Annotated in this window: 20 protein-coding genes; 14 read left to right on the top strand and 6 right to left on the bottom strand. The window is 49.0% G+C overall.

Annotated features, from left to right (window positions below; translation table 11 throughout):
- The first annotated feature begins 98 nt into the window (after positions 1–98).
- From ACQ76X_RS04100 to ACQ76X_RS04090, 3 genes are all read left to right on the top strand, one after another.
- Positions 99–1,847, top strand: coding sequence for an ABC transporter ATP-binding protein (locus tag ACQ76X_RS04100; protein ID WP_438491745.1), 1,749 nt, complete (start codon positions 99–101; stop codon positions 1,845–1,847).
- A gap of 142 nt (positions 1,848–1,989) precedes the next feature.
- Entirely contained in the window at positions 1,990–2,409 is a 420-nt protein-coding gene (locus ACQ76X_RS04095) for a MerR family transcriptional regulator (RefSeq protein WP_438491743.1), read from the top strand.
- A complete protein-coding gene (locus ACQ76X_RS04090) occupies positions 2,406–2,975 on the top strand; it encodes a hypothetical protein (RefSeq protein ID WP_438491742.1) in 570 nt (189 codons plus the stop codon). The genes ACQ76X_RS04095 and ACQ76X_RS04090 overlap by 4 nt, the downstream gene beginning before the upstream one ends.
- A gap of 87 nt (positions 2,976–3,062) precedes the next feature.
- Here the strand turns inward: ACQ76X_RS04090 and ACQ76X_RS04085 are convergent, their stop codons facing one another.
- Positions 3,063–3,506 (bottom strand): DUF441 domain-containing protein, encoded by a 444-nt coding sequence (locus ACQ76X_RS04085; RefSeq protein ID WP_438491740.1) that lies wholly within the window; start codon positions 3,504–3,506, stop codon positions 3,063–3,065.
- A gap of 21 nt (positions 3,507–3,527) precedes the next feature.
- Positions 3,528–4,511: a YpdA family putative bacillithiol disulfide reductase gene (locus ACQ76X_RS04080; protein ID WP_379140199.1), complete on the bottom strand. Its 984-nt coding sequence runs from the start codon at positions 4,509–4,511 to the stop codon at positions 3,528–3,530.
- A gap of 193 nt (positions 4,512–4,704) precedes the next feature.
- On the opposite strand from ACQ76X_RS04080, the gene ACQ76X_RS04075 reads away from it, so the two are divergent.
- From ACQ76X_RS04075 to rsgA, 4 genes are all read left to right on the top strand, one after another.
- Positions 4,705–5,301 (top strand): metalloregulator ArsR/SmtB family transcription factor, encoded by a 597-nt coding sequence (locus tag ACQ76X_RS04075; RefSeq protein WP_438491738.1) that lies wholly within the window; start codon positions 4,705–4,707, stop codon positions 5,299–5,301.
- A gap of 121 nt (positions 5,302–5,422) precedes the next feature.
- Positions 5,423–5,878, top strand: coding sequence for a DUF3939 domain-containing protein (locus ACQ76X_RS04070; protein WP_438491736.1), 456 nt, complete (start codon positions 5,423–5,425; stop codon positions 5,876–5,878).
- Positions 5,879–6,034: 156 nt separating this feature from the next.
- Positions 6,035–6,706 carry an HAD family hydrolase gene (locus tag ACQ76X_RS04065; protein ID WP_438491734.1) on the top strand — a complete coding sequence of 224 codons (672 nt, stop codon included), beginning with the start codon at positions 6,035–6,037 and terminating at the stop codon, positions 6,704–6,706.
- A 539-nt stretch (positions 6,707–7,245) separates the two neighbouring features.
- Positions 7,246–8,337: a ribosome small subunit-dependent GTPase A gene (gene rsgA, locus ACQ76X_RS04060; RefSeq protein WP_438491732.1), complete on the top strand. Its 1,092-nt coding sequence runs from the start codon at positions 7,246–7,248 to the stop codon at positions 8,335–8,337.
- Positions 8,338–8,552: 215 nt separating this feature from the next.
- Here the strand turns inward: rsgA and ACQ76X_RS04055 are convergent, their stop codons facing one another.
- Positions 8,553–9,179 carry an FMN-dependent NADH-azoreductase gene (locus tag ACQ76X_RS04055; RefSeq protein ID WP_038593055.1) on the bottom strand — a complete coding sequence of 209 codons (627 nt, stop codon included), beginning with the start codon at positions 9,177–9,179 and terminating at the stop codon, positions 8,553–8,555.
- A 329-nt stretch (positions 9,180–9,508) separates the two neighbouring features.
- Between ACQ76X_RS04055 and ACQ76X_RS04050 the strand changes: the two genes are divergently transcribed.
- On the top strand, positions 9,509–9,646 hold the full coding sequence (locus ACQ76X_RS04050; RefSeq protein WP_179091687.1) for a hypothetical protein: 138 nt from the start codon (positions 9,509–9,511) through the stop codon (positions 9,644–9,646).
- A 111-nt stretch (positions 9,647–9,757) separates the two neighbouring features.
- Here ACQ76X_RS04050 and ACQ76X_RS04045 read toward each other — a convergent pair whose 3' ends face one another.
- Complete coding sequence (locus tag ACQ76X_RS04045) at positions 9,758–9,997, bottom strand: hypothetical protein (protein ID WP_038593052.1); 240 nt, start codon at positions 9,995–9,997, stop codon at positions 9,758–9,760.
- Positions 9,998–10,169: 172 nt separating this feature from the next.
- Here ACQ76X_RS04045 and ACQ76X_RS04040 point away from each other — a divergent pair, with 172 nt between their 5' ends.
- The gene (locus ACQ76X_RS04040; protein WP_438491730.1) at positions 10,170–10,838 is read left to right on the top strand and encodes a hypothetical protein; all 669 of its coding nucleotides are present in this window, start codon (positions 10,170–10,172) and stop codon (positions 10,836–10,838) included.
- On the opposite strand, the gene ACQ76X_RS04035 is transcribed toward ACQ76X_RS04040, so the two are convergent.
- Together ACQ76X_RS04035 and ACQ76X_RS04030 are read right to left on the bottom strand one after the other, a co-directional pair.
- Positions 10,825–10,983: a hypothetical protein gene (locus tag ACQ76X_RS04035; protein WP_438491728.1), complete on the bottom strand. Its 159-nt coding sequence runs from the start codon at positions 10,981–10,983 to the stop codon at positions 10,825–10,827. The genes ACQ76X_RS04040 and ACQ76X_RS04035 overlap by 14 nt on opposite strands.
- Positions 10,968–11,348, bottom strand: a complete 381-nt coding sequence (locus tag ACQ76X_RS04030) for an alpha-amylase family glycosyl hydrolase (protein ID WP_438491726.1) — start codon at positions 11,346–11,348, stop codon at positions 10,968–10,970. Before ACQ76X_RS04030 ends, ACQ76X_RS04035 begins: the two co-directional genes overlap by 16 nt.
- A gap of 359 nt (positions 11,349–11,707) precedes the next feature.
- Between ACQ76X_RS04030 and ACQ76X_RS04025 the strand changes: the two genes are divergently transcribed.
- The 5 genes from ACQ76X_RS04025 (at position 11,708) to ACQ76X_RS04005 (ending at position 16,690) form a co-directional block, all read left to right on the top strand.
- On the top strand, positions 11,708–12,715 hold the full coding sequence (locus ACQ76X_RS04025; RefSeq protein WP_438491724.1) for an ABC transporter substrate-binding protein: 1,008 nt from the start codon (positions 11,708–11,710) through the stop codon (positions 12,713–12,715).
- 43 nt (positions 12,716–12,758) lie between these two features.
- The gene (locus ACQ76X_RS04020) at positions 12,759–13,538 is read left to right on the top strand and encodes an ABC transporter ATP-binding protein (RefSeq protein WP_438491722.1); all 780 of its coding nucleotides are present in this window, start codon (positions 12,759–12,761) and stop codon (positions 13,536–13,538) included.
- A gap of 44 nt (positions 13,539–13,582) precedes the next feature.
- A complete protein-coding gene (locus ACQ76X_RS04015; protein ID WP_438492099.1) occupies positions 13,583–14,371 on the top strand; it encodes an ABC transporter permease in 789 nt (262 codons plus the stop codon).
- Positions 14,372–14,460: 89 nt separating this feature from the next.
- Entirely contained in the window at positions 14,461–15,450 is a 990-nt protein-coding gene (locus tag ACQ76X_RS04010) for an aromatic acid exporter family protein (RefSeq protein ID WP_438491720.1), read from the top strand.
- A gap of 217 nt (positions 15,451–15,667) precedes the next feature.
- Positions 15,668–16,690: an HD-GYP domain-containing protein gene (locus ACQ76X_RS04005; RefSeq protein ID WP_438491718.1), complete on the top strand. Its 1,023-nt coding sequence runs from the start codon at positions 15,668–15,670 to the stop codon at positions 16,688–16,690.
- The last annotated feature ends 47 nt before the right edge of the window (positions 16,691–16,737 follow it).

The following is a 16,737-nucleotide window of genomic DNA, read 5'->3' as shown; positions in this document are numbered from 1 at the left end:
GCAATCGTACTTATGGACTTAAAAATATAAAAACACTGTGGAGCGCAAATGTCAACAGTACCCAGTCAACAAGGTGAAGAGAAAGGGCGTAACCATCTGTGAAACAATGGAAATCTTATTTTGTTTTTGTCCGGCCTTATATGAAATGGATTGTGCTGACGCTGATTATCGGCATGATCAAATTTAGCATTCCGCTAACACTGCCGCTGATTCTGAAATATGTGGTGGATGATCTTCTGAGCAACTCCGTACTGACTGTCGCGGAACGTGTCTCGAAACTGATGTATGTCCTCGGAGGCGCATTATTCCTGTTTGTCATTGTCAGAGGTCCTGTTGAGTATTTCCGTCAGTATTTTGCCCAGCTGATCACAAGCAAAGTGCTGTTCGACATGCGCAACAAGCTGTACAGCCACTTGCAGCGCCTGTCACTGCGTTACTATCAGAATACAAAGGTAGGCGAGGCCATATCCAGATTCATCAATGATGTGGAGCAGTCAAAGAATCTCGTGGAAGTCGGGATGATGAACGTGTGGCTGGATATGTTCACGCTCGTCTTTGCACTAGGTTTCATGTTCTACCTCAATCCGGTGCTGGCGCTCGTATCCATAGCCATCCTGCCGCTGTACGGCATTGCCGTGAACACACTTTATAAGCGGCTCAAGCTGCTAACCAAGGACCGTTCCCAGGCGCTGGCAGCGATTCAAGGCTATCTGCATGAGCGGATTCAGGGCATTGCGATTATCCGCAGCTTCACGATGGAGCGGGTGGACCAGAAGCAATTTGAGGCTATCAACGGCAAGTTTCTGGAAAAGGCGATGGCCCAAACGCGCTGGAACGCCGTTACCTTTGCTATTATCAATACCTTAACGGACATCGCCCCGCTGCTTGTGATCGGTTATGGGGGATATCAGGTGATACACGGCAATCTGACGCTGGGTACCTTTGTTGCCTTTTTCGGTTACCTGGACCGGATGTATGCCCCGCTGCGGCGGCTGATCAATTCCTCCACCGTGTTGACTCAGGCCTCCGCATCGCTGGAGCGGGTCATGGAGCTATTGGACGAACCTTACGATATCGTCGATCAGCCTGGAGCAAAGCCGCTGAACAACCCAACAGGAGATATAGAGTTCGATCAGGTATGGTTCAAATATGGCGATGAGAACGAATATGTGCTGAAGGATATTAATCTGCGGATAAATCCCGGACAGATGGTGGCCTTTGTAGGGATGAGCGGCGGGGGAAAGTCCTCCCTAATCAGTCTGATCCCGCGGTTCTATGATATCAGTGAAGGCAATCTGCGTATGGACGGGCATGATATCCGGGGACTGACGCAGGAGAGTCTGCGGCGGACGGTCGGGATGGTACTGCAGGATAATTTCCTGTTCAGCGGTTCGGTGCGCGAGAATATTCTCTTCGGCAATCCGGCTGCTGGTGAGGCGGAAATTGTCTCCGCAGCGCAGGCGGCTAACGCGCATGATTTCATCATGCAGCTTCCTGATGGTTATGATACTGAGGTAGGAGAACGGGGGGTGAAGCTGTCGGGAGGTCAGAAACAGCGCGTGGCGATTGCGCGGGTATTTCTCAAGGACCCGAAGGTGCTTATTCTTGACGAGGCTACCTCGGCATTGGACCTGGAATCGGAGCATCTGATCCAGCAGGCGCTCCAGTCGCTTTCATCCGAGCGCACAACGCTGATTGTCGCCCACAGACTGTCCACGATTACCCACGCAGACCAGATTGTTGTGCTGGAGAATGGAGAGATCACCGAGCGGGGGACCCACGAAGGGCTTATGGCGCTTGACGGAAGTTACGCCCGGCTGTTTAATGTGCAACGGCTGGATGCATGAATAGAGTTTACTACCATGCGGTTCCTTCGGGAATCGCTTTTTCTTTGCATTTGAATTTAAGTTACAGTATACTGTAACTATAACAGCGAAGTGTAACTGATCTCGGAAGTTTAATCATTTTTACGAACGGGAGGGTGGGTGGATGAATACCTATACCGGCAAACAGCTTGCCGAACTTGTTCAGCGGGAAGAGCCGGATATGAATCTAAGAACGATACGGTACTATACGCAAATAGGGCTTCTGCCACCGCTGGAATTATCCGGCAACAAACGAGTCTATACCGACCGGCATCTGGAATATTTGCGGGCGATCCTGACCTTGTCCAAAAGCGGGGAGAGTCTGGCAGATATTCAAGAGAAGCTTGCGGGATTGCCTGCGGAGGAAGTGGCTAAGATTGGCGATCGTCTGCGTTTCTACCAAACGGAGCATATTTTCCGCAATGAGACCCTTGTCATTAGTGAAGATGTGATGCTTACGATTAGTCCGCGCATATCTGCAGCGTTAAAGTCCGAGCTGGTTGAAACGGTGAACCGGCTGCTGAAGGGAGGCAACACCCCATGACTGGAGCAGAAATCACGATCGAGGTGCGTCTTGCAAAATCTGTGCTGGAGAATGAAGAGGGAATGAATCACCTCTGGGTCCATTTGGAGCCACTTGGCGGGGTGAAGCAAGTAGTAGTTGAACTGCAGCTTCCAGCAGGGATCCAGTGGGACGGGAAAGTAAAGGGCTATCCACAAGATAACAGTGGCAGAATCATTATTGAGCAGCCCGAAATGCCAAATGACCTTTTATTGGGGATTTATACAATCCAGCCTATGGATTGCGGCTTAGTCAACTTGAGCATTCATGTGTCACTCATAGATCACAGTGGCATGGAGATCTGTAAAACAGTGCTCGTCCCGCTTAGCATTGTTGATGCAGAAAGTGTGGATGAGGAAACGGTAGAAATAGACGAGGAGGTCATTAGAAGAGTCAAAGAACAGGCCCTAACTGAGCCAACGAGCGCTCATCCGGACGGCAGCGACAGCGGAATGCTCGATTGCTCACTTCCCAAGCTCATTCGCTATGACCCCCATTACCGCTCAGAACTCGAGGAAAAATACCGGGTTGAGGGAACAGGTTTATAAGCTTCATCCGCATCTCGACATACCAAACAGGCAGGCCACTCCGCTCACAGTGAGCAGAGTGGCCTGCCTGTCTCCATCTTTAAACCATTATCCACGTCCAATCAGCAGGGAGAGGATACCTGCCGCGATCAGCGGACCTACGGGTACGCCTTTGAAGAAAGCGACACCGATAACCGTGCCGATCAGCAGGCCGGCAACGATCGTAGGCTGGCTGCCCATAAGCACCGCTCCACGCCCACCCAAATAGGCAACAAGGATACCGATCCCAATGGCAAGCAGCGATTTCCAGTGGTAAAAGGAATGCCAGATCATTTGCAGCGATATTTTACCGCTCGCCAGCGGAGTCATCACGCCGATGGTAAGGATGATGATCCCGACAGTCAGGCCATGCTTTTCGAGCCACGGAAAAGCCTGCTGCAGTCCAAGCACCCTCAGCAGCAGCAGCACAACCATTGCGATCGTTACCGGCGAATTGCTGCTGATAATGCCGAGGGCTGCGAGGCCCAGCAGGAGGAGCGAGGTGATATCCATCGTAACGAAACACTCCTTATCCTAAGTAAGCCGTTTTGAAATGATGTGATCCGCAATCAGCTTCCCGTGGCCCCGTCCGGTTTCGATGAATACCTCATTGGCATTGCGTCCGGAGGCGATAACTCCGGCTACATAAAGTCCAGGGATGTTAGTTTCCATCGTGGACGGGTTATAGGCAGGTTTATCCTGTTCGTCGTCCATTATTGCCCCTGCGGAAGACAGAAGTGTCCTGCTGGGGCGGAAGCCGGTTAAAGCGAGTACAAAATCATTGTCGAGTTCAAGCGTCTCACCGTTTGATTTAGTAACAATGACTGAACCGGGTGTAATTTCGGTTACCCGTGACTCCAGATGGAGCGTTATCTTTTCTTTAGCTACCATGCTTTCAAAGATAGGCCGTACCCACGGTTTGATGTTCTGCGAAATGCTGGCTCCCCGGTAGACCATATCTACGGAAGCACCCACCCGCATTAACTCAAGTGCCGCATCCACAGCAGAATTGCTGCCGCCGATGACAGTAACCTTCATCCCCGTATAGGGATGGGCTTCACCGAAATAGTGCGTGACCTTAGGGAGCTCCTCCCCGGGGATGCCGATCATATTGGGCTGGTCGAAGTAACCGGTGGAGATCACCACGTTTGAGGCTGCATGGGTTAGCTGTTCCCCCCGTTTAGTAATCGTATGTACAGCGAAACTTCCGTCCTCCAGACGTTCGACTGAGAGCGCTTCTTCGTAAGCGGCAATATCGAGTCCATGCTGCTCGGCGGCGCGGCGGTAATAGACGAGTGCTTCATGGCGGTAAGGCTTGTCATTGGGTGAGGTAAAAGGCACATCGCCAATCTCCAATAAAGAGGTTGTACTGAAGAACTGCATGCTGGTCGGATACAGATAAATAGAGTGAACAATAAAGTTTTTTTCAATGATCAGGCTGGACAGCCCTTGGCGCTGGCATTCCATTGCGGCCGAAAGCCCGCAGGGACCTGCCCCGATAATAATGACGTCTTTCATATGGATGGCAACCTCCTGGTGTATACTTTCTTTTCTCTAAATCGTACCTTAAATTTAATGTTTTTGCTATCTGTGCAGCATATTCAGCTAATCGTTATTGCTCTGGAGATTGGATTAGAGTATAATTAGATATATATCTAAACATAGTTTGATCGTAAAAATTGCTTGCAAATGTTATAGGAGAGTGACCCCGATGCAGCTGGAGAAAATTGTGAATTACCATAAAGCTTTATCCGACCCGACACGCCTGCGCATGCTGCTGCTGCTGTCCAAGGGGGAGGTGCACGGACAGGCGCTGGCAGAGAAACTTAATTTATCACAGCCTACCGTAACACATCATGCCGCCAAGCTCCGTGAGGCCGCAATGATCAAGGAACGCAGAGACAAGAATACTGTTTACTTTTCGCTGAACCCTGAGTTTATCAAGGCCGGTTCAGAGGCATCGCTTAGATTTATTTTTGCCAAGGGGGCAGAAGATATGGACGAGTTATCTACGGAAAAGAGTCTGAAGGATTCAGTGCTGCGCAACTTTTTTGCCAAAGACGGCCGGCTGCGCCAGATTCCCGCACAATACAAGAAGAAGCTGATCGCACTGCAATATATGGTTGAGAAGCTTGAACCCGGTGTAGTGTATACAGAAAAAGAAATCAATGAGTTTATCAAACCATTCCATGAGGATTATGCCACGATCCGCCGGGAGTTCATCATGCACCAGTTTATGTACCGGGAAAATGACAAATACGAGCTTAACCCGCCGGAGATGTGGACTCACTGGGAAAATGTCAAATAATGATCTAATATATGGGGATTTTTTGTGACAATTGAAGGTTCGACTGATTAAATGTCCGAATAACGAATAAACTGGAATTGTAAGCGTTATCTGACATATACTTCGAAAGGAGACTTTCAGTATGATATTCAAACGCGCGAAAAAAAATACACCTCCCGTTCATCTCACTTTTACTTTGCCGCAGATCAAGCAAGCTGTTAGGCAATTTGAAGAAGATATGCCTGCTCCGATCAACCGTACCGCACTGATTCTGGAGGATAAAAGCATTGACCTTATCCGGCTCAAGAGATATTTGGGCGGAGTGCCTCATCAGAAGTTTTACATGTCGCGGGAAACGTTCGAAATTTTTGAGGAAGCTGACAAGATGGTGCCTTATTATATTGATATGGTTCAGTCGGCTGTGGATAATTATATCAACGACACCGGCAAGCTGCCGCTGCTTGAGGATGCCTGGCTGCCTGAGGTTCATTACCGCCTGCTCCACACTGAACGTTATTTGAAAGAAACACCGCCCTTTCCCCTGTATATCACGGAGGAAGAGATGATGCTGACCCATCGGCCGGAGCATTTTGAATGAATGAACGATTTACAATTAACACGAGGAAGACTGTTCAGTTGAGGGGCACTGAGGCGCCTGTCAGCAGAACAGTCTTTTCTTTGTTCCGGCAGGCATAGTACAATGAATTTCTGGTAACATGTTCCGGAAGAATTCATAGATTAGGAGAATTATTGCATGAAAAAAGTACAAGCACTTCTGTTTGATCTGGATAACACGCTCATGGACCGCGATTCAACCTTCCGCAGTTTCAGCGAACAATTTGTACGTGATTTCCTCGGGCATTTGCAGCCGGAAGAAGTGCGGCGTGTAGTAGAGGATATTATTGTGCGGGATGCCGACGGGTACCGGGACAAGGACGGTTTTTTTGCCGAGCTCAGCGAGGTGCTGCCATGGGCGAAGGCAGTGTCGGCTGCGGACATCCGGACCTATTATGATGAGACCTACACCGGGCACGGAGCGCTTATGAAGTACGCCGAAGATATTTTGAACTACTGCCGGGAGCAGGGCTATATTCTAGGTCTGGTTACGAACGGCAAGAAACAGATCCAATATGGCAAAATCGATCTTCTTGGACTGCGCGGCTTCTTTAAGACGATAGTCATTTCCGGCGAAGCCGGAATCAGCAAGCCGGATCCGGCTATTTACCGTCTTGCACTGGAGCGTCTGGGCACGACAGCGGAACAGACGCTGTTCATCGGCGATCATCCGGTGAACGATATCTGGGGTGCGGGCAAGGCGGGTATGGAAACAATCTGGCTGAAGCGTAATCATGAATGGGATGAGAAGCTGGATGTGCATCCATGGAAAACCATCCATGAGCTTGATGAGTTGAAGGGGATTCTTTAGCTTTGCTGTTGACAATATGCTGCCTGCAAGTTTATTATTACAGCATATTAGTTCGGAAGGAGACGATGTTATATGACAGTTTATATTGCAATTGCGCGATGGGTAACAACTGTTGTGGATACGTGTCTTCCGGGAACAGCAGCTGCAGTGTAAGTAACACGCAGCTTTGCGGGTAAGCTCTACGATGCCTTTTAGAGCCGCCGGGAACCGTATGTGTTCCGGCGGCTTTTTTGTGTGGATTGGTATGCACGGATACGGTTATTGTATTCGTGCATACCGGGTTCATGCACAGAAATGTGCTGATCCTCCTCTTCGGGGGGAGGAATGGCATGTTCTGAACTTGACTTCACTGAAATTGTCCCTTGCCATAGTGCAGGGGAGAGTTTCTGTGAAGTCCGCCGCCGGAATGAGGATTCCGGCGGCTTTTTGTGTTCCCGTAATACACGTTGGTCAGAAGAAACGAAGTGATTTATTTCCGATGCCGGCTTCTTTCGAAGCCGGGCCGGGAGTGTACGAACTAAACAATCAGGAGGATTTAGATGACAATAGAACAATATGGCTGGAATGAAACCTGGATTAACAAGTGGAATGAACTGCAGCAAAGTCTGGAAAACAAAGCATTTGTACCCGGCAGAATTGTCGGTGATTTCGGCAGCAAGTACAGGGTAATGACAGAAACGGGAGAAACCTGGGGTGAGCTGGCTGGCAGGCTCAGACATACCTTAACCGATTCCGGGGATTATCCGGCAATCGGTGACTGGGTGTCACTGGCGCTATTGGATGGCGGAGAACATGCCGTTATCCATGGCGTGCTGCCCCGGCAAAGTGTGATTTCGCGGAAGGTGGCGGGAAATACAAATGAGGAACAGATTGTGGCCTCCAACGTAGACACCTTATTCCTTGTCAGTGCGTTAAATGACGATTTTAATGTCCGGCGGATGGAAAGATATCTGATCATGGCCTGGAACAGCGGGGCAAATCCGGTGATCCTGCTGACCAAAGCGGATTTGTGTGATGATGCAGAGAGCAAAATTGCAGAGATGGAGCGGGCAGCACCCGGAGTGGCCGTGTACGCAGTCAGCGCCTTGCTCGGAGACGGGCGGGATAAACTGCTGCCCTATATTGGCAGCGGTCAGACAGTGGCCCTGACCGGCTCCTCGGGCTGCGGCAAGTCAACGTTGGTTAACTGGCTTAGCGGAGCAACCCTGCAGCTCACCCAGGATGTCAGGGAAGGGGACAGCCGGGGGCGGCACACGACCACTCACCGGGAACTGTTCATCCTCCCGGACGGCGGTATCATTGTCGATACCCCGGGAATGCGCGAACTGCAGCTGTGGGAGGATGAAGGCGGACTTGATCTCGCGTTCGGGGATATCAGCAGTCTGGCAGCAGATTGCCGCTTTAGCGATTGCAGACATGAACGCGAAGAGGGCTGCGCAGTCCTCACGGCAGTATCGACCGGAGTGCTGGAAGAAAAACGGCTGCTGAATTACCGCAAAACCCAGAAGGAGCTGCTGTACCAGAGCAGCAAAGAGGTGAAGCAGAAGCGGAAAACAGCAGCCGCTGCGACCAAGGCAGCGCCTTCCCGTTCCAGAAATTCCGGCTGGCGCCGGGAGCTGGAGGAATATTGAGGAGCGGTATAACTAAGCAACAGTAAACCAGAACAAGAGGGTCCCTGGAGCCTTAGAATGGCTGTAAGGAGACTCTCTTGTAACGCAAGAGCGCAGCTCCAGAGAAGCTGCGCCCTTGCTATATATAAATAAAAGTCCGGCTAATTGCAATGTATATACCTAATTAAAGTGCGGATGTCTATCTTTAGAACCGGACCTTTAATACTGGCGTGTTATTAGAACGATGCAGCAGCAGTCTTGGCCAGTTGCAAACCGCTCGCGATGATTTCTGCGGATTGTGCAGGGTTCTGGTTGTGGCCTTCAATAATCACTTGAGTAGTATCTTTGAAGCCCCAGAAGTTCAGGTTGCCCATGATGAAGTTAACGGCCATTTCAGCGCTTGCTGCCGGTCCTTCGGAATAGATGCCGCCTCTGGCATTGAGTACAGCTGCTTTTTTGTCAGTCAGCAAGCCAACTGGACCTTCAGCAGTGTATTTGAATGTGGTGCCTGCCTGGTTCAGGTAGTCGATGTAAGTATGAAGTACAGCCGGAACAGTCATGTTCCAGAGCGGGAAAGCAAATACTACTTTGTCAGCGGCAAGGAACTGATTCAGGTATTTCTTAACCAGTGCAGCGCCGGCAGCTTCTTCAGGAGTAGCTTCGTAGCCTTGAGCAGCTTTATAAACACCGGTAATCAGTGTGTTGTCATAATAAGGAAGTTGCTCTGCGAACAAATCCAGTTCAGTGATTTCGTCTTGCGGGTGGGACTCCTTGTAGCTTGCCAGGAATTCGTTGTAAAGCTGAACGCTTACGGATTGATCTGCAGGGCGGTTATTGGCTTTGATGAAAAGTACATTAGACATTATGATTTCTCCTTAGATATATATTTAATACTTACTATCAATAATATAGCATTTAATATTTAGTTTGTAAATAATAGTCGAAACAAATTTTTATTTGCTCGACAGCAAAGGCCTTTTCTTTGCAGGGCTACTACATCTCTTAATGGACGAATTGTTTTTTTGGCAGAACATCAATATGTAGTGAAACCGCTCTGACTCAGGTTTTTTTTCAATTTTGGGCAAAGTTTAAGGAATACAGGACCCGGTTATATAGGTGTTACAAGGATTATAGGAAAAGATTTCCTCACCTCAGGTTGGCAATACAACTTATTGAAGAAGGAGCGATTGACATGTCCATCGACCGTTTTATCATTAAAAAACTGGACAACTGTCACGAAGAGCAGACTCGTCGCAACTTAGTGAAGTTGTTCAAACTGCGGATTCAGAAGGCAGAAAAGGAAGAGAACAGAAATCACCGGATTAGTTGAAGATATGCCGCTGAAGTACAGATACCCGGCCAACATATAGAGCGAGCAGAGCACATCCCATCATAATGAAGGGGTGTGCTTTTTTTCTGCACAAAAAAACTACCCCTCTAATTAATAGAGGGATAGCGCCAATGAATCATTTTCACTATAACTGTGCAATATAGCTTCAGAGCCTTTAATTTCGATACTAATCAGAGAATTTAAGCATTTCTGCAGAGCACTTTTGCCCTTCTGGATTTTGAGCTCCAGTGTGCTGTTCAGCAACCGGATAACCTTCTGGGTGGGCTGTTTGTTTTCTGTAGTGAAGTACACAGGTACAAGCTTGTTCTGAAATGTGATGAGCATTCTCATTTTGAAATCACCTCGCTACAAGTATTTCATGATATAGATCATACCCCTCATTTCTTAATTTTACCTTAAAATTAGCTTATGATAACATAAAGATTACAAGTTTTATAGTTTGGGACTTTTTTTATTGCAGTGTGATTCCAATGTTAGCGGGATCCGGGAAGGATATATCAATGTGAATAAAAAGGATAAGGTATATTTAGCTAATTTTCTGTTCCCTGATAAGCCAGCGGGGAAGGAAATTTCGGATCTGATGCAAATGGCAGCATCCGCAGACCGAATATGCCGGTTAAAATACTGTGAAGGTGATCAAGTACAAGATATCTGCCTGCAGGTACATAAGGATATAACATTGATCGCAGGCATTGAGCCCTCAGATTCCTTCGTCTATAGACTGAGCGATCCACAGAAGGTGCAGCGCGCTTGTTATTATCTGTTTAATTGCTTTGAGCCTGAAGAGTTTAGCGTAGAGGATGTACCGTGTCTGCAACTGTCCAGACGGAGATATGAGGAGCTAAAAGAAAGCGCCGCAACCTACAGCTTGTGTTTTTTGGCAGAATGTCTGACGGCGGAAACAGGGGATTTGCTGCAATCTGCACAGCTTGCGAAGGTCATGAAGAACAAAACGGCTGAAGGAGAGCTTAAGCTGTGTTCACGCAGTAAAGAGGAGTGTAAGCTCCAGCATGCCTTGTTTATTGAAGATACCTCCAGCGGCTGGCTGCTGCGTATGAGCTGCGAAGCCGCGGAGGACTGGATGGTCGCCATTCCGGTTACGAAAGCACAGATGTGCTCTGCTCTCTATGAGTGGGTACTGCAACCATCGCCAGTATCTACTCCAGAATAATTGTGGAATAAGGAGGCAGTGTAAGCATGCTGCCCGCCAGACTTGCTTCTCCCCGGAATGCCTTAAGTATTGAAGAATAAGTAACGGTGTTCGTGCCGGGATGTAGCGGAATGTTCTGTGTCCCGCCAGTTAAATTGTGAACCACCAATACCTGCTCCCGGCAGTGATCCGTTCGAAGGCCATAATGCCACTGTTTCCGGAAGAATATTCGCGAATTCCACCGTCTCTCAGTGCAGGTACTTCATTGCGCAAGGAAATAAGCTGACGGTAATGCTCCAGCAGAGAACCTCTGTTCTGCAGCTGACTCTCCACATCAGCACCGGAATTAGCGGCGTTATTCTTCGCCTGCTCCCAGGTGGTCTGGCCATCTCCTTGACCATCGGCAGTCCATTTCATAGGCTCACGGAGGCCTTCATCGGGCTTCACTCCAAGCATTCCTATCTCTTCCCCATAATAAATAAACGGGTTGCCCGGCAAGGCTTGTATTTCATCTGTTGCGGACCCCTCCAATAAATAGCTTCATTAGTATGTTGATGTGATAAGCGCTTTATTGATATCTTAGTCGAATGCATGATTTTGGTAAAACGTTTGCACAAACGAAAAATTAACGAATTAAGCGATTTATGAAGATTTAGACTGATATATCATTGATTATTGTTTGTATTCTTCTGATATCTCGTGTTTATGCGGAAAATCGTATTTTCATTTAAATAATTTCATGCAAGGAACCAAAATATGCGCCAGTTCTTTCACTTTGAAGTTCTATAATGATGCGCAAACGATACTACACATACTCTTTAACCTTTCCGTAGGCATTCGCATATGCTGCAAGCAAGGGCAAAAGACCCGGGAAGAAAGGAGAATGAAGAATGAAAAACAAGAAAAAGCTGTCACTGTCGCTCATGATTCTCGCCTTGTGTTTTTCAGTGCTCGCCGGCTGCGGCGGAGACTCGGCTGCGGTAAAAGTGAAGATCGGCGAAGTCACCCGATCCGTCTTTTATGCGCCCGAATATGTGGCATTATCCCAGAACTTCTTCAAGGAAGAAGGGCTGGATGTTGAGCTTCAGACCATACCCGGCGGTGACAAAACAATGACCGCATTGCTTTCAGGAGCTATTGACGTGGCGCTTGTTGGTCCAGAAACTTCAATTTATGTCTATCAGCAGGGAGCGGATGATCCCGTTATCACTTTTGCCCAGCTGACCCAGCGGGACGGCACATTCCTGTTCGCCCGCACACCGGATGCGGACTTTAACTGGGATAAAGTAAAGGGGTCGACCTTCCTCGGACAAAGAAAAGGGGGTATGCCGCAAATGGCGGGTGCCTTTACTTTGTTCAACAAAGGGATTGATGCCGAAAAGGATCTCACGCTGATTCAAAATATCGACTTTGCCAATATTGCCGGCGCCTTCGCCTCCGGGACAGGTGATTACGTACAACTGTTTGAGCCGCAGGCTTCCATTTTTGAGAGTGAGGACCGGGGCCAGGTGGTGGCATCCTTTGGGGTGGAGAGCGGTTATCTTCCTTATACGGCTTTTATGTCCAAGGGGAGTTATATCAAAAAAAATAGTGATACTGTGCAGAAATTCACCAATGCAATCCAGAGCGCACAGCTATGGGTGAAGGAGCATAGTCCTGAAGAGATTGCCGATGCGGTACTTCCGTATTTTGATAAAACGGAGCGTGAGATTGTGATCTCCGCGATCAAGCGCTATAAAGAGCAGGACACCTATGCCGTGGATCCGGTCGTGGACGACGAAGAGTGGAACAATCTGCTGGATGTGATGGATAATGCCGGAGAGCTGAAAGAACGGGTTCCGGCGGAGAAAATTGTGAACAACAGCTTTGCGGAAAAAGCGAAAGACAACGTCAAGTAGGCGTTGTCTTCGTCAAATAGATTAAGGGTTAGGAGGAGCTGATATGCTGCCAGTAGTGCAATTGGAGGAAGTGACGCATGCCTATCTGGGTGACCGAGAGGCTTCTCTGGCCATTGAGGACCTCAGCCTCAGTGTAGAACAAGGGGAGTTCGTCAGTCTCGTCGGTCCGAGCGGCTGCGGCAAGACGACACTGCTGTCGATCATTGCCGGGCTGCTTAGTCCATCCCGCGGCGAAGTGTTCGTTAACGGACATCGTATCAAGGGACCCTCCCCGGAGGTAGGGTATATGCTCCAGCAAGATTACCTTTTTCCTTGGCGGACGATCCTGGACAACGCTCTGCTTGGACTGGAGCTCACCGGAAATTTGAACGAAAGCACACGTCAAAAAACGCTGGAGCTGCTGAAGGATATGGGGCTGGAGGGCAAGGAGCAAGCCTATCCGTCACAGCTGTCCGGCGGTATGCGCCAGCGTGTGGCACTGGTACGGACACTGGCCACCGACCCGGGCCTGCTGCTGCTGGATGAGCCGTTCTCTGCGCTTGATTATCAGATCAAGCTGCAGCTCGAGGATTTGGTATCTGAGACGCTACGCCGCCGCGGAACCACGGCGGTTCTGGTTACCCATGATCTGTCAGAGGCGATCGCCGTCAGCAGCAGGGTGATTCTGCTGCAGCGGAACCCGGGAAGAATACGTAAAATATTTACCGTTCCGGAGGAAATCCGCAATACGCCCCCGCTGTATGCGAGGGACTTGCCCGGTTTCGCGGAGCTTTTTCATGGAGTCTGGAAGGAAATGGAGTTGGCTGGGAGGGAAGACGTGTGAAATCAAGTCAGCAAAGCGAAATAACCGCTTCCCGTGCACAATGGCTGGAGCAGAAGCATAACGATTACAGGAAGAAAAAACGGCGTTGGCAGAGCAGGGTCATGGCCGTGCGGGGCAGTCTGCTGCTGCTGTTTTTTCTGCTATGGGAAGCAGGAGCCCGGCTGGGTTGGATTGACGAACTGCTGTTCAGCTATCCGACGAAGGTCTTCCGTCAGATCTGGGAAGACATGATCAGCGGAAGCCTCTGGCCGCATTTGGGGATTACCGTAGGGGAGACCGTGGTCGGCTTTGTACTCGGAACGCTGCTTGGAACATTGCTGGCAGTGATCATCTGGTGGTCGCCTTTTTTATCAGCGGTGCTTGACCCGTACATGGTCGTTTTTAATAGTATGCCTAAGGTAGCGCTGGGGCCTATCTTTATCGTGATGTTCGGTGCCGGATTTACCGCAATCGTGATCACTACTTTATCCATCACTGTTCTCATTACAACACTTGTTGTGTATAACAGCTTTTGCAGCGTAGACCCGAATCTCGTGAAGGTGGTCAGGTCGTTTGGAGCCACCAGGGTACAGGAGTTTTTCAAGGTTATTTTGCCGGCATCCTTTCCTACGGTTGTTTCAACCTTGAAGGTAAACGTTGGCATGTCCTGGGTAGGTGTAATTGTCGGTGAATTTCTAGTCGCGAGGTCGGGGCTTGGATATCTGATCATATATGGTTTTCAGGTGTTCAATTTCACTCTTGTCATGTCCAGTCTGCTGATTATTGCAGCGGTGGCTACGGCGATGTACCAGATGGTCGTCTATGTGGAGAAGCTGTTGTTGTCGAGGCGGTGAGAAACATGTCATATTGTGTCTCCCCGGAAAATCTTGTACCATGTTTATATCTTTACCTGAATGATGAAAAGCCAAGGAGAGGTATTTACATGGGATTTCGAATTATCAAAACAGCGGCGGCAACGCTGCTGTCCATTCTGCTGGCAGCCGCTATAGGCATACCCAACGCGCAAAGCGCGGGCCTGCTTGCGATCCTCGGAGTGGAAACTACGCGTAAAAGGAGTCTCCGAACGATAATGGCGCGTTTCTCAGCCTCGCTTGTGGGACTCTTTTTAGGCTGTATTCTGTTTTTCACCCTGGGCTTTCATTATTGGGTACTTGGCTTGTATGTGCTGTTCGGTTTCCCGCTGATCGTTAAATCGGGCTTTAAGGAGGGCATCGTTACCAGCTCGGTAATCGTGTTCCGTGTGTTCGGACAAGCTGAGCTGTCACTTCATGTTCTGCTGCAGCAGATTGAGCTGCTGGTTGTGGGCCTGGGATCGGCGGGTCTGGTCAATCTGATCTATATGCCGCAGACCGGCGGGGTAATTGCGGGTATCCGCAAGGAGGTCGACAAGTACTTTTCGATCATATTTGTACAAATGGCAAGGACGCTGCGGGACCCGGGTTATGTGTGGGACGGTAAGGAGCTTATCGGTGCGAACGAGGCCGTGCAGCGGGGACTTACGGCTGCGTCTAGAGAAATGGAAAATCATGTGATTCATCCGGATGAAGCCTGGAATATTTATTTCTATATGCGAAAGGAGCAACTGGAGTCGATCCAAAATATGATGCAATTGCTCTCCCAGGTGTACCGGCAGCTGCCGCATGGAGATATGGTTGCCGAATTGTTCGATCAGCTTTCTAATGATGTACTGGCAGAGGAATACACCGGACGGACGGAGCGGCTGCTGGATGCGCTTGAGCAGGAGTTCGAGCGGATGGAGCTGCCGGAAACCCGTGAAGAGTTCGAGGTCCGTTCTGCGATTCTGCAGCTCTGCCGGGAGCTGGCGCTTTATCTAAAAATTGCCAAACGCCATAAGGTTCCGGTTGAAGCCAAACCGCTGAAACGACCGGTCACTTTCCGGGGCCCCTCGTAATCTAAAATATGTAAATGTCGGTGAGGTATTAACATTGCTGCGTAAAATAACGATAAGATATGTAAGAACTAAAAGTGAGCTGGTAATTGTCCCGTCGTTCAGTTTTTGTTCAGGCAACAGGATTAATGTGTTATTCATTAGAAGATGGGGCAGTGAAAGTTCCAATTACTGCAGACAGTTCGCATAGGTGAATTTCTGCTTAGGTAGGTGAGGACTATTGAACAACAGCAATGAACAATATATCGGTAAACAGCTTGTTGAGAATCTCTTCAATCATAATGGCGTGTTTGTTCTGCCCGCACTGACTTTGTTAAGCAGTGATCATATCCGTCTGATCAGTCAGCACAAAATCTTTCTCGAGCCGCATGATGTGGTTCAAGTGGACAGTGCAGCCTTCTATCAGATTGCGGTTGACGAGTGCACGTCTGCGATGGAAAGTATCTTTGAGCAACTACGTTTTAACAAGAGCAAACGGCTGCCCATGATTGAGCTGCGCAATGAAGTCATTCCCTTTATTCAACGGGTTAGTGAGAAGAACGATTTTTACGGAATATTGGCTGCGTTGCAGTCCAAGGATGATTATACATACAGACATAATGTTGCAGTCGGAATTTTGTCTACACTTCTGGGGAAGTGGCTCAAGCTGAAACCGGAAGAACTAAGTATGCTGACCATTGCCGCAACGCTTCATGATATCGGGAAAATTATGATACCTGCTGAAATTTTGTCCAAGCCCGGACCCCTGAATGAAGAAGAGCTTGCGATGATGAAAAAGCATACCACTATTGGATACGAGATGATCAGGGACACGGTAGGCACCAATCATATGCAGGCACTCGTTGCGCTGCAGCATCATGAACGCATGGATGGCAGCGGATATCCTTTCGGTGTTCTGGGCCACCGGATTACTGATTTCAGTAAAATAGTTGCCGTGGTGGATATTTTCCATGCGATGACTTCTGACCGCTACTACCGGAAGGCCTCGCCTTTATATGAGGTTTTGAGGCAGATGGAGGATAATGTCTACGGCAAGCTTGACCCTTATATTTGCAGTGTCTTTATCAATAAGCTGATGCAGTCAATGATAGGCAACGAAGTAGTGCTCTCGGATGGGCGGGTAGGCAAAATCATCATGATTCTCGCGCATGATCCGTTGCGGCCATTGGTTAACATTGATGAGGATTTTATTGATCTCAGCAGGCACCGAGATTTGGGGATTATGCGGGTAATACCGCTATAAAACCTCGTATGAAGACACCCGCAGGCGGTTGCTGCGGGTGTCTTTGC

Source organism: Paenibacillus sp. IHBB 3054, from assembly GCF_051594305.1.
Lineage (GTDB): Bacteria > Bacillota > Bacilli > Paenibacillales > Paenibacillaceae > Paenibacillus_AQ.
Note: the sequence above shows the minus strand (reverse complement) of the source record. Positions and strands in the feature narration are given on the sequence as shown.

Excerpts from the sequence above, each read along its gene's own strand:
- ACQ76X_RS04095 (WP_438491743.1), top strand. The coding sequence starts at position 1,990 with ATGAATACCTATACCGGCAAACAGCTTGCCGAACTTGTTCAGCGGGAA.
- ACQ76X_RS04090 (WP_438491742.1), top strand. The coding sequence starts at position 2,406 with ATGACTGGAGCAGAAATCACGATCGAGGTGCGTCTTGCAAAATCTGTG.
- ACQ76X_RS04085 (WP_438491740.1), bottom strand. The coding sequence starts at position 3,506 with ATGGATATCACCTCGCTCCTCCTGCTGGGCCTCGCAGCCCTCGGCATT.
- ACQ76X_RS04080 (WP_379140199.1), bottom strand. The coding sequence starts at position 4,511 with ATGAAAGACGTCATTATTATCGGGGCAGGTCCCTGCGGGCTTTCGGCC.
- ACQ76X_RS04075 (WP_438491738.1), top strand. The coding sequence starts at position 4,705 with ATGCAGCTGGAGAAAATTGTGAATTACCATAAAGCTTTATCCGACCCG.
- ACQ76X_RS04070 (WP_438491736.1), top strand. The coding sequence starts at position 5,423 with ATGATATTCAAACGCGCGAAAAAAAATACACCTCCCGTTCATCTCACT.
- ACQ76X_RS04065 (WP_438491734.1), top strand. The coding sequence starts at position 6,035 with ATGAAAAAAGTACAAGCACTTCTGTTTGATCTGGATAACACGCTCATG.
- rsgA (WP_438491732.1), top strand. The coding sequence starts at position 7,246 with ATGACAATAGAACAATATGGCTGGAATGAAACCTGGATTAACAAGTGG.
- ACQ76X_RS04055 (WP_038593055.1), bottom strand. The coding sequence starts at position 9,179 with ATGTCTAATGTACTTTTCATCAAAGCCAATAACCGCCCTGCAGATCAA.
- ACQ76X_RS04050 (WP_179091687.1), top strand. The coding sequence starts at position 9,509 with ATGTCCATCGACCGTTTTATCATTAAAAAACTGGACAACTGTCACGAA.
- ACQ76X_RS04045 (WP_038593052.1), bottom strand. The coding sequence starts at position 9,997 with ATGAGAATGCTCATCACATTTCAGAACAAGCTTGTACCTGTGTACTTC.
- ACQ76X_RS04025 (WP_438491724.1), top strand. The coding sequence starts at position 11,708 with ATGAAAAACAAGAAAAAGCTGTCACTGTCGCTCATGATTCTCGCCTTG.
- ACQ76X_RS04020 (WP_438491722.1), top strand. The coding sequence starts at position 12,759 with ATGCTGCCAGTAGTGCAATTGGAGGAAGTGACGCATGCCTATCTGGGT.
- ACQ76X_RS04010 (WP_438491720.1), top strand. The coding sequence starts at position 14,461 with ATGGGATTTCGAATTATCAAAACAGCGGCGGCAACGCTGCTGTCCATT.